This window comes from Pseudanabaena yagii GIHE-NHR1, assembly GCF_012863495.1.
GTDB classification, from domain to species: domain Bacteria; phylum Cyanobacteriota; class Cyanobacteriia; order Pseudanabaenales; family Pseudanabaenaceae; genus Pseudanabaena; species Pseudanabaena yagii.
This window is the reverse complement of the sequence record NZ_JAAVJL010000002.1, coordinates 443,323-455,365: the sequence shown is the minus strand read 5'-3', so window position 1 is coordinate 455,365 and position 12,043 is coordinate 443,323. Positions and strand designations below refer to the sequence as shown.

Below are 12,043 nucleotides of genomic sequence, written 5' to 3'. Positions count from 1 at the left end.
CACCAACTCCACCCCGCTTGGATGGTTGCTGTAATCTTAGACCGTTTTGACATTTGATATGTCTTGATTTAAGTCATTTGATGAGCCTCAAACGCACCAACTCCACCCCGCTTGGATGGTTGCTGTAATCTTAGACCGTTTTGACATTTGATATGTCTTGATTTAAGTCATTTGATGAGCCTCAAACGCACCAACTCCACCCCCCTTGGATGGTTGCTGTAATCTTAGACCGTTTTGACATTTGATATGTCTTGATTAAGAGGATATTAGTAAATAATACTAATTGAACGGAGTCTTAATATTAATTAGCAATCGATTGCATTTCAGTTTTGTGATGAATAATTATACTTAGGATTAAAAGCTGCTAAATTCGTTAATCGATATATGGTATTTTTTTATTAAAGTCTGAAATCCTGAATTTTCGCTATGAATATTTATACTTATAGCAAAACTGAGGTGAACCCTAATCAACCCTTGATACTTCGATCTCTGTTACTTATCCCGAAAAAATTTATGAATCAATGCGTTACTCGCTACTAGCTTGTGATAAGCGCTTGCGTCCGATTCTCACCCTTGCCGCTTGTGAATTGTTAGGCGGCGATCGCGCTTGGGCAATGCCCACAGCCTGCGCAATGGAAATGGTACATACTATGTCTTTAATCCATGATGATTTACCGTCGATGGACAATGACGATTTTCGACGCGGCAAACCAACCAATCACAAGGTTTATGGTGATGATATTGCAATTTTGGCAGGGGATGCCTTACTTGCCTATGCCTTTGAATTTATCGCAGCTCAAACCAAAAACGTACCTGCGGAGAGGGTTTTAAAAGCGATCGCCCATCTCGGTCATGCGGTGGCGGCGACGGGTTTGGTTGGTGGTCAGGTAGTTGACTTAGAATGTGAGGGTAAGCAGGATGTGACTGCGGACACACTCACCTTTATTCATTTACATAAAACGGCGGCTCTACTAGAGTCCTGTGTCATCTGCGGAGCATTGCTAGCAGGTGCAAATGATACCGACATTAAGCGTTTATCCACTTATTCTAATAATATCGGTTTAGCTTTTCAAATCATTGATGACATCTTAGATATCACTGCTACTTCTGAAGAGCTTGGAAAAACTGCTGGTAAAGATCTCGCTGCTCAAAAGGTTACTTACCCTAGCCTATGGGGAATTGAGGTTTCTCAGCAAAAAGCTCAGGAATTGGTAGAACAAGCAAAAGCTCAACTGGTAAGTTATGGTGATGCGGCTTTACCTCTTATGGCACTTGCTGATTACATCACTGCTCGGAAAAACTAGACTACATTCTCAAACTCTTTCTTGACCTTTTCTTACCCTTTAACTGTTGCAATTGATTATGAACATACATCCTGTTGGCGAAATCCTCGATAACCAAGTTCTGCTAATTGCTTTATGTTCTAGCCTAACTGCTCAGCTTCTCAAGTTATTTATTGAGCTAGCGCAGTTTGGAAAAATCAGACCCAAGGTGATCTTTGAAACAGGGGGAATGCCTAGTTCGCATTCAGCTTTGGTTTCGGCACTTGCTACAGGGATCGGTCGTACTCAAGGATGGGATACACCACAGTTTGCGATCGCTACAGTTTTCGCATTTATCGTGATGTACGATGCCGCAGGTATTCGCCGCGCCGCAGGTAAGCAAGCAAAGGTTCTCAATCAGATCATGGTGGAAGTGTTTGAGGAAGAGCATGATCCGCTTAAGGAGTTATTAGGTCATACCCCTGCCCAAGTTGTTGCGGGGTCGATCTTAGGCATTTTATTAATGTGGGTTTTCCTATAAATTGCGATCGCTATTTATAGCAATTGAAAGGGTAGTGCGATGCGCTGCCCTTTCTTGTTTTCAGATTAAAATATTTTGTAATGTCTAGGCAATAAAATCCATGATCAGAGATATCTCAATCCAAAATTTCAGATGCTTTGAAAATACCTCAATCTCTGGTTTTAAAACCATAAATCTCATCACGGGTAAAAATAACGCAGGTAAAACAGCACTTCTAGAAGCTTTACTAATAGGCAGTTTACCTAGAGCAGAAGCCATTGATGCTCTTAAAAAACATCGGAGAGAGTCACAAGAATTTAACAAAGCCCTGCCTGAAAGAACTTGGGACAGTTTGTTCTTCAACCAAGATAAATCCAAGAATATTTTTATACAGGTTAATGAAGATGATGATCAATCAACCAAACTAAATTTATCTATTAATGATATTCCTATTAGGTTTACTATAGAATCAAGTTTACCAAGTGATATTATCGACAAAAAATATGTTGATTTTATACCTAACGATGATTCCAAATCATCGGTACTTCAGGCAAATATAACTATTAATAATGATGATTTATTTGAATACAACTTAATAGCTACGGCTCAAGGTACTTTTCAAGGAGTTTTAGACAAAAAAACTCAATTCACAGGACAAAAAAAAATATCTTTTATTCCAGCAATTTTGGGATTTCTCAATACACAATTAGCTTCAGAGTATGATCGAGCTAGGCTAAACAATCAGGAAAAAGAAGTGTTGAAAGGCATTCAGATTATAGATCCTTCTATAAAAATGATTGAATCTTTTAATATCGGAAGTCCATTACTTTATTTAAAAAGAGAAAATGAAGAAAGATTACCCATATCATTATTTGGAGATGCTATTAATCGTATTACAGCAATAATACTGTATGTCATAAATAACAAAAGCGATATTTTGCTTTTAGATGAGATAGAAAATGGTATTCACTATACTATTCAAGCAGATTTGTGGAGGATGTTATTTCGTTTAGCGAAACAATTAAATATTCAAATATTTGCAACTACTCATAGTTTAGAAATGCTGACAGCATTTAATCAAGTTGGATTAGAAAGTGAGTTTAGTGATTTAGCTGCACATTTTGAGATGGCTCGAAGTGTCAAAACTGGTCAAATCATTGGTATTAAACGTGACATGGAAACTCTTGAATATAGTTTGTCTCGTAACGGAGGGGTTAGAGGTGAGTAACCGATTAATTGTTGAGAGTAAAAACGATAGAACTTTTATACAATCTCTAGTCAATTATCTCAATAAAAATAGTGTAGACATTGAAGCAATTAATATAGCTGAAAATGCTTATTTACCTTTAGGCGGATCGGATTCTACAAAAATAAAAAATGAATTACGTAAAATCAAAGATGAGGCTCAGAAAAATCCCATAAATAAAATTGGTATAGTTTTAGATATGGATTATAAACAACCCTTAGAATGGTTTGGGATTATAAATGAGGCAATTGCAAACATATTTTCATCAACAGAGCAAAATAAAATAGAAAAAACTAGTGATTTTATAACTGTTAGTTCTGAAGAAATTCCAGATATTCAAATAGCATGTTATTTGATTAACGTAGATGGGATAGGTGAATTAGAAACATTACTAAAAGTAATTAAATCTCAACCCTCACCAAAAGCTGACTGCCTTGAAGCATGGAAAACCTGCGTAGAAACAAGTACTAATAAATCAATTAGCACAAAAGAGTTTAATAAGCTTTGGGTTAGCAATTACATACGACATGATACTTGCACTAATCAAGAGAAGAACAATGCTAGTGAATATTGTAGTATGACTAAATTTGAATATGTAATGACTAAAGATATTTGGGATTTTGAACATCCTGCTTTAGATGAACTGAAAGAATTTTTAAAAATGTTTGACTAATATATTTTTGTTAGACAAATAGAGATTCGCGTTAAGATCAAAACCTGCTACTAGAGAATAAGACCTCCAATGTCCTCCCGATCAGCCAACTTTTCACGCATTCATACTTACTGGCAAAAGTTTTTACCTTGGCTCGAATCCTGCGCGATCGCAGCTTGGGGAATTACACTGACTAAACTTTGGCTTTCTGGACAGCTATATCTCTTAGTCCACCCTAACTACATTCCACTAACAGCGATCGCAGGATTAGGGCTACTTTTTGTCGGTGGGGCAGAAGCTTGGCGAGTCGCTAAACGTCGGCGTGGCTATACCAACAGCCAGCAACACGTTAATCTCATCAAGCCATCCTTGAGTAGTAGTTTGCTTTTAATCGTGGCAGTCATTGCCCTATTCATCAATCCTCGCCCCTTCACTAGCGAAAAGGCGATTCATCGAGGTGTGATTGAAAATATTGCAGATGCTCGTACTATTCCGAAATCCTTTCGAGCTAGCAACCGTCCTGAAGAACGCACACTCGTAGAATGGGTACGCACTATCAGTGCCTATCCCGAACCTGATGCTTACAAGGGACAGAAGGTTAAAATCACAGGATTTGTTGTACATTCTCCCGATCAGCCTGACAATATGATTTTGCTGACGAGATTTGTGATTACCTGCTGCGCCGCCGATGTGTATCCTGTGAGTTTACCCGTCAAGATTACTGAAAGCCGTTCCAATTATCCGCCTGATCGCTGGTTGCAAATAGAAGGTCAAGCGGATGTAGAAACTAACAATGGCAAGCGTCAAGTCGTAATTGTGGCAAGTAATATTACAGCGATCGCTGAGCCTAAAAATCCATATGATTACTAAGTGGCACTTTGTGCCACTTATCTATATTGGTAATTGTAAATGGGAAGGATATTCTGCCCCATAAAAAATTTGCTGAGTTGCTTCGACAAAATCACTTACGGTTGCTTCAGACGGTAACTTCTGAGTATTCGAGTGTCGCTCAATAATCGGGAAAGCTGAACTGGAAATTGCTACACCAATACGATGACCTTTAGCAAAGTTTTGGCAAGTAGGACGGAGATTGATGCGATATTCAGTCATCACATCAGGCTTAACCCACTCAGGCTCAGTCCATGAATTACGGAACTTTGCCCGCATAACTCCCATCGATACAAGCATCTGCTTACCATCGGGATAAATATCTAAGAGCTTAATCACCCAATCAGTATCTGGAGCCGTAGTAGCTGCATAGAGGATAAATTCGGGAATACCTGCGATCGCTAAATCTTGATCAAGTTCGTCGCTTTGGTAAACCATAACATCCCAACGCTGATGGACATTGCGCTGATCGTAAAATCCATAATTTGTGGAGGGATTAGGATTGCGGGGATCGTAGACGTAGATATCGGGTAGGGAGCTATTAGCTGTTAGCTGTTGGCTGTTAGGTAATTGGGGGATTAACTGTTTGTTTGATGAGAGATAGAGATTTTGGATATTAGGGGAAGTAGGAAATTCTGGGAGGTCTAGCCAGTGATTTTTGCCCATCAGGAAAAGTTGGACTGGTGCGCGATCGCTAATGCCGTTATCAATTCCTTTGAGCCAGAAATCGAACCAATCTACTTGTAACTGATCAACTTTAGAAACAGCAGTTTCGCCGAAATCAATCTCTCCGACTTTAGGCAACCAAGGCAAATGCTGCCAAGGCGCGACAACTAAATGCTGAGGCTTTTTAGTTACGGATTTGGCTTGATGATAGGTGTTAATAGTCGCTTCGATAAAAATATCTGCCCATCCTGCGATATGTAATGCTGGCAAATCATAGCGATCAAAATAACTAAGCGGATTCAACTTTTGCCAATATTCATCATTCGCTTGCTGATTTCCAATCCAATCAAAAAAGAATTTTCCAAAATTGCCGAAATCTGGATTCTTAAATAGTTCAATTTCACTTAATGGTGCAGATTCTAACCATTTGGCAGATTGTTTTTGAGCTTCAAAAAGTTTTGTGGCTTGCGGTTCCTGTTTTAAATACCATGCACGATTTTGCGCGAGTTGCAAAGCCCAATTCACATCAAAATCTAGGCAAACTGCACCACCAAAATAGAACCAACCATGATACAAATCGGCTGTTGCCATACTTGGGCAAATTGTAACTAGTCCTTCGGGTTGCTGTACTGCTGCCTGAAATTGGGTTACGCCTTGGTAAGAAAATCCATACATCCCCACCTTGCCATTACTGCCTTCTAATTCCTTCGCGCACCATTCCACCGTATCAAAACCATCGTTATATTCATTGCGAAATGGATATAACTCACCCTCAGAAGTGCCGCAACCCCTCACATCTTGGATCACCACGATATAGCCTTGGTGGGCATACCAACTAGGATGAGCATAGGTGCAGGTCGAGGCGATCGCTCGACCATAGGGCAAGCGCATTAATAATACTGGCAGTGAAGTATCGATACCCTTGGGGAGATAAATATCGGCAGTTAAGTTAATGCGATCACGCATGGGTATTTTTACCTGACGCTGCACATTAACTTTGGAATGGAAGGAAGTTAGTTTAGGAGGCATGGAAATTTAGTGCTGCTTATTAATCCTGCTTAGTCCTGCCAATCGGGGAACACTTTTCTAATTTCAATGAGCAGATCGTCGAGTTCTTCTAATGCTTGGATTACATCAATGCTCAATGTACCCAAATTATCCTTGAGAGATAATTGGACTAAGAGTTCGCGCTTACTGGCGATCGCCACAAATCTTTCTTTTAATTTTTCAGGAGTTGACATAATTGGAATTTTTTATCAATTGATCTGGAACTAACTAAACTTAAAATCGAAACTGTTGAGCGGGCTACTACGCAGGTCACTCAATATCTAGGTTTTGCTTATAATTAGGCTGAATATGATGATCATACTTGAAAATTTAGGTGCTTACTAGCACTTGTTACCCAGAGACTTTGTATCTTCTCAAGGCTATCGTCAATTATGCGTTAGCCCTAATTTTAGTAATTATTCGCTTATCTAAGTTTAACCGTTACATTAAAAAATAAGCGATCGCCATACCTAATTGACACATTTAGACCATTCTATAAGGCATGATCCCAAAGAAATTGCTAAAAGATTGCAAACAATTGCCCCTCATTCTGGAATTAGATGCAAGTATAGACACTATGTCAATCTGTCCTAATTCTCAAAATATCCGCTAGGACGCTCCCATTGATTTCGATTCACTTTGTAGGAGCAGCACGATAGGGCAACCTCACCATGAAAGTAAACAACAAACTAATTTCCATAGTCGTCATCATTGGGCTGATCATTGCCGCCAGCATCTGGTATGGTCGCAACAATGGCTTGCTTCCCGTTGCCGCAGGTGATGAAGCTACTTTGTATGACGGCTTATTCAACACGATCCTTGCGATCGCTGCGGGATTTTTCCTCATCGTTGAGGGAGTCTTGCTATATTCAATCATCAAATTTCGGAAGCGCAAAGGCGATGAAGCCGATGGACCTGCAATCCACGAGAACCTAACCCTCGAAATAGCTTGGACAGCAATTCCTACTGTAATTGTGATGTGGGTCGCGATTTATAGCTTTGATGTCTATACTGCGATGCAAGGTACACAAGATCTGAGTGGTATGGCTCATGGTGGAATGCACAATGCCGTTGCCCATGTAGATCATGCTGCCCATCATGAAAGTGGTGGAATGCACTCAAATCCTATGACATCGAAAGCAACACTAGCTTCGTCGAATAATAATGGCGTAATGATGGCGGGGGTCATACCATCAGAGGATTCCGATGTTGTCGCGATCAATGTCAGTGCCATGCAGTTTGCTTGGGTTTTTAACTACACTGATGAAATTGCCACTGCGGAATTACATGTGCCTGTCGGCAAAAAGATTCGTTTAAATATGAATGCTGTTGATGTTCTCCATGCTTTTTGGGTTCCTCAATTACGCATCAAACAGGACGTAATTCCCGGACGTGAAACCTATCTCGAATTTACGCCCCGTGTTGTTGGGGAATATCCTGTCGTCTGCGCTGAGCTGTGCGGTTCCTATCATGGCGGTATGCGTACCACTATGGTGATTGATACTCCCGAAGACTATGCCAAGTGGCTCAAGGAACAGCAAGAAATCGCTAGCAACGATCCCGAAGCGATCGTCGCCTCACGTCCTCCATCCCAAATGTCGGAGCAGGAATACCTTGCAGGTAAGGTCGCTCAAATGGGCATGACAAGTAAAAAGTAAAAAGGCAAAAGTAAAAAAGCCAAAAGCTAACAGCCAAAAGCTAATCACCCGTTACCCATCATCCATTAACAATTCCCCTCTATGACCCAAACTCTTACTCCAACTCAAAGTTCGAGCGCAGGGGCAGAACCCCAAAAGACTCCTTGGTGGGAGTTCTTTACCTTTAGCGTCGATCACAAAGTAATTGGGATTCAATATCTCGTTACGTCATTTATGTTTTATTTGATCGGTGGGGCGCTTGCCTCGGCGGTGCGTGTGGAACTTGCTACACCCGATTCCGATCTTGTTGATCCTGCTTTTTATAACAGCCTGTTTACGATGCACGGTACGGTGATGATCTTTTTGTGGATCGTGCCTGCGGTGACGGGTGGTTTCGGCAATTACCTTGTGCCTTTGATGATTGGGGCACGAGATATGGCTTTTCCAAAATTGAATGCGATCGCCTTTTGGTTGACGATTCCTGCGGGTCTGCTGCTCATGGGCAGCTTCTTTGTAGGACCAGCATCCACGGGTTGGACAGCCTATCCACCTTTGAGCATTTTGACCGATGAACATGTCGGACAAGCGATCTGGATTCTCAGCATTCTCTTGGTGGGAACCTCATCGATTTTGGCGGCAGTAAATTTCATCGTCACAATCTGGTCGATGCGGATGAAGGGGATGGATCTTTTTAGTATGCCTCTCTTTTGCTGGGCGATGATGGCAACCTCGGTATTGGCGCTATTGGCAACCCCTGTCTTGGCAGGTGCAATGGTGCTGCTAGGGTTTGACCTATTGATCGGCACAAATTTCTTTAATCCCACAGGCGGCGGCGATCCCGTCGTGTATCAGCACTTATTCTGGTTCTATTCTCACCCTGCCGTCTATGTGATGATCCTGCCTGTATTTGGGATCATTTCTGAAGTGATTCCACCTCACAGCCGCAAGCCGATTTTTGGATATAAGGCGATCGCCTATTCCAGCATGATGATTTGTGCTTTGGGCTTATTTGTGTGGGCGCACCATATGTTTACCAGTGGTACACCTGATTGGTTGCGTGTGTTCTTCATGGTAGCGACTTTATTGGTAGCCGTACCAACTGGCATCAAAGTATTTAGCTGGGTTGCCACACTTTGGGGTGGTAAGTTGCGCCTAGATAGTCCTTTGCTCTTTGCGATGGGATTCATCTCTACCTTCTTAATCGGTGGTTTGAGTGGCGTTATGCTGGGTTCGGCTCCCGTTGATATCCATGTGCATGACACATATTTTGTAGTGGCTCACTTCCATTACGTTCTTTTTGGTGGCAGTGTGTTTGGCATTTATGCTGGTCTATATCACTGGTTCCCCAAGATGACTGGACGGATGTTGAATGAATTTTGGGGCAAGATTCATTTTGTGCTGACCTTTATCGGAATGCACTTAACCTTTGGTCCTATGCATATTCTTGGTTTGCAGGGAATGCCGCGCCGCGTTGCCCAGTACGATCCACAATTTGCACCAATTAATGTGATCTGCACCGTTGGCGCATTGATCTTGGCATTTTCTACAGTTCCTTTCGTGATCAATGCGGTTTACAGTTGGTTTAAGGGTGAGCAAGCTCCTGATAATCCTTGGAATGCCCTAACCCTAGAATGGACAACTTCTTCGCCTCCTATTCCCCATAACTGGGTTGGTGATCCTGTACTAGCGACAGGACCTTATGACTACGGTGAAGAGTATAAAGAAGATCGTCAAGAAGCGATCGCCTAGTTTTTTCATTAGATATTTAAAGCAAAGCTTTAAATATCTAAAAAGTATTTTTTAGTCCAAATTATCCAAACATTTACCTATGCAAGGATCGATCGCTACCACTACCACCATCTCCGAAGATACAATTCATGCCCATGAGTCAACGGGTCATGCCGAACATCCCGACCTACGAGTTTTTGGATTAATTGTCTTCCTAATTTCTGAAGGAATGCTCTTTTTCGGCTTGTTCGCCGCCTATCTGACCTTTCGCTCCGTCGCCACCTCATGGCCGCCCGAAGGCACACCTGAGCTTGAACTTCTCTTACCCGGAATTAACACAATCATTCTGGTATCGAGTAGCTTTGTGATTCATCAAGCCGATAGCGCGATTAAAGAGAATAAAGTCAAAGCTGCTCAGCTATGGTTTCTCGCCACCTTCGTCATGGGTGCAATCTTCATTGCTGGACAAATCTATGAATACCAGCATTTAGAATTTGGGCTAACCACTAATCTATTTGCCAGTACCTTTTATGTGCTCACAGGTTTTCATGGTTTACACGTCATCATCGGGCTAACCTTAATTGCCTCAGTATTAGTGCGATCGCTTAAAGCAGGACACTATAGCAGCACCAGTCACTTTGGCATCGAAGCCGCCTCAATTTACTGGCACTTTGTCGATATTGTCTGGATCATCCTATTTTTATTGCTTTACATTCTTTAGCTCTTAATATAAAAGAGGCAGTGCTTGGCACTGCCTCTTTTATATTAAATATAATTTGTTTTTTACTAGCCATGCTCAATAATATTTTGCGCGGAGACTTCTCTGATTTACCAACTGCTCTCCAAAAAGCTATTAATAAATTAGAGTTTTGGTTACTAGCAATATGGGGAAGTTTAATCGCCATTAACATTGCTCTTCAATGTCGTCTGGGTGACAATATTGACGATAATGCATTGCTAGTTTTGACTTGGGCAGTGGCAATTTTATTGGTTGTTCGTAATCGTCAACATTTCAAATTTGAAACTACACCATCAGCGATCGCGGTTGGAACGCTACTAATTATTTGGACATTAATAAAAAGCCTATTAACCCGTAGAGTTTATGATATTTTATTTATCCTGACTCCTTTAACATCGACGGTTGGTGTTGCTCTGATCGCTTCAGGATGGAAAGGATTAAGACAATATTGGCAACCGATTTTGCTAATAGCAACTTTGGGAATACCTGTACCATTTTTATTTGCAGCGATCGAAAAATTTATTCCAGTTAACGTTTTTACGGCGCAATTTGCTAATTCGGTGCTGTGGTATGGAGGAGTTAAAGTTGCTCAGCAAGGAATCACAATTGTTAGTCAATATGGTGCGGTGGAAGTTGCAAGAGGTTGTGCAGGGTTGCCACCGATTTTTATGCTCTTGAGGATCACCTTAATGTTCGTTTTGGTTTTCCCTGTATCACGCTTTCATATGTGGATTATGTTTCCATCGGCAATGGCGATCGCTTTTATTGTTAACTCCGTGCGAGTAGCATTGCTAGTAATTATTTCTAATCAAACAGAATTATTTAAATATTGGCATCATGGTGACGGCTCCCAAATCTTTTCGATTGTGGCGGTATCGATGCTGTTAGGGCTTTGTAATTGGCTCACAAGAGATGATGACGATGACGAGTATGAAGAGGCATAAAGCAATAAAAAAGGGCGCTAAGCGCCCTTTTTTGTAAAAGATTACTTTTCTAGTTTAAAAGAAGTAATAAAGCGATCAACATCAGTAGCCGCTAGCTTATCCTTGGCTCCTAGAGCAAATACCTGATACAAGCGATTGTCTGCTAGGCAAAATCTGCCTTTCATAGATACATCTGTCGTTTTGACCTTACCGATCGCTTCAAAATCTCGACAAGGTACATCACCAAGGGTCGATTCCTTCTCCACCTTAATTTCTCCCTTGAGATTTCCAACTGAGCCTTTTACAGAATCAGCTAAACCTTTTTGGATATCCGCAGGATTGGCAATTTTGTTGGGGAAATCAGCATAGCCCACAAAATAACCTGAATCATTGGCTTCAGCAATTACCATATTGAGCTTAATTGTCCCCACATCAGTTGTTTGGTCTTGAGATTGCTCCTGTGGCTTGCTAGGTAATTGCACACTAAACTTCCCAGCCGCAGATTTGTAGTCTTGCCAACCCTCAGCATTGGTTGTAGCCTTTTCTGTTGCTTTAGCGCTTAGGGTTGCAGATTCTTTAGGTTTTTCTGTTGGCTTTTCAGAGGAAGTTGCTGTAGGTGATGCTGCTTTGCTGGGAGTCGCATTATCAGCTACAGGTGTAGAGGAATTGCAAGCACTGACTGCAAATAAGACTAAACCAGCAGCAAGGGAAATATACTTTTTCATATCTAATTTA

Annotated in this window: 11 protein-coding genes and 1 pseudogene; 9 read left to right on the top strand and 3 right to left on the bottom strand. The window is 41.3% G+C overall.

All coding sequences use genetic code 11. The annotated features are described in order from the left end of the window. Positions 1-467: 467 nt before the first annotated feature. The 5 genes and pseudogenes from crtE to HC246_RS18840 form a co-directional block, all read left to right on the top strand. Positions 468-1,304: pseudogene (gene crtE / locus HC246_RS18860) on the top strand (geranylgeranyl diphosphate synthase CrtE); the annotation flags it as partial. Between the two features lie 64 nt (positions 1,305-1,368). Beyond that, positions 1,369-1,803, top strand: coding sequence for a divergent PAP2 family protein (locus HC246_RS18855; protein ID WP_169365235.1), 435 nt, complete (start codon positions 1,369-1,371; stop codon positions 1,801-1,803). A gap of 100 nt (positions 1,804-1,903) precedes the next feature. Continuing rightward, positions 1,904-3,010, top strand: a complete 1,107-nt coding sequence (locus HC246_RS18850) for an AAA family ATPase (RefSeq protein ID WP_169364984.1) — start codon at positions 1,904-1,906, stop codon at positions 3,008-3,010. Continuing rightward, entirely contained in the window at positions 3,003-3,701 is a 699-nt protein-coding gene (locus tag HC246_RS18845; protein ID WP_169364983.1) for a DUF3226 domain-containing protein, read from the top strand. Before HC246_RS18850 ends, HC246_RS18845 begins: the two co-directional genes overlap by 8 nt. Positions 3,702-3,770: 69 nt before the next feature. Beyond that, positions 3,771-4,550, top strand: coding sequence for a TIGR03943 family putative permease subunit (locus tag HC246_RS18840; RefSeq protein WP_169364982.1), 780 nt, complete (start codon positions 3,771-3,773; stop codon positions 4,548-4,550). Between the two features lie 21 nt (positions 4,551-4,571). Here HC246_RS18840 and HC246_RS18835 read toward each other — a convergent pair whose 3' ends face one another. Together HC246_RS18835 and HC246_RS18830 are read right to left on the bottom strand one after the other, a co-directional pair. After that, positions 4,572-6,263: a CocE/NonD family hydrolase gene (locus HC246_RS18835; protein WP_169364981.1), complete on the bottom strand. Its 1,692-nt coding sequence runs from the start codon at positions 6,261-6,263 to the stop codon at positions 4,572-4,574. Positions 6,264-6,292: 29 nt separating this feature from the next. Then, positions 6,293-6,475, bottom strand: coding sequence for a hypothetical protein (locus tag HC246_RS18830; protein WP_169364980.1), 183 nt, complete (start codon positions 6,473-6,475; stop codon positions 6,293-6,295). Between the two features lie 477 nt (positions 6,476-6,952). Between HC246_RS18830 and HC246_RS18825 the strand changes: the two genes are divergently transcribed. From HC246_RS18825 to crtA, 4 genes are all read left to right on the top strand, one after another. Continuing rightward, positions 6,953-7,939 carry a cytochrome c oxidase subunit II gene (locus HC246_RS18825; protein WP_169364979.1) on the top strand — a complete coding sequence of 329 codons (987 nt, stop codon included), beginning with the start codon at positions 6,953-6,955 and terminating at the stop codon, positions 7,937-7,939. An 81-nt stretch (positions 7,940-8,020) separates the two neighbouring features. Further along, positions 8,021-9,667, top strand: coding sequence for a cytochrome c oxidase subunit I (gene ctaD, locus HC246_RS18820; RefSeq protein ID WP_169364978.1), 1,647 nt, complete (start codon positions 8,021-8,023; stop codon positions 9,665-9,667). A 79-nt stretch (positions 9,668-9,746) separates the two neighbouring features. Beyond that, positions 9,747-10,367 (top strand): cytochrome c oxidase subunit 3, encoded by a 621-nt coding sequence (locus tag HC246_RS18815; protein WP_169364977.1) that lies wholly within the window; start codon positions 9,747-9,749, stop codon positions 10,365-10,367. A gap of 71 nt (positions 10,368-10,438) precedes the next feature. Beyond that, entirely contained in the window at positions 10,439-11,329 is an 891-nt protein-coding gene (gene crtA, locus HC246_RS18810) for a cyanoexosortase A (protein ID WP_169364976.1), read from the top strand. Positions 11,330-11,370: 41 nt separating this feature from the next. Here the strand turns inward: crtA and HC246_RS18805 are convergent, their stop codons facing one another. After that, positions 11,371-12,033 carry a hypothetical protein gene (locus HC246_RS18805; RefSeq protein WP_169364975.1) on the bottom strand — a complete coding sequence of 221 codons (663 nt, stop codon included), beginning with the start codon at positions 12,031-12,033 and terminating at the stop codon, positions 11,371-11,373. Positions 12,034-12,043: the final 10 nt, after the last annotated feature.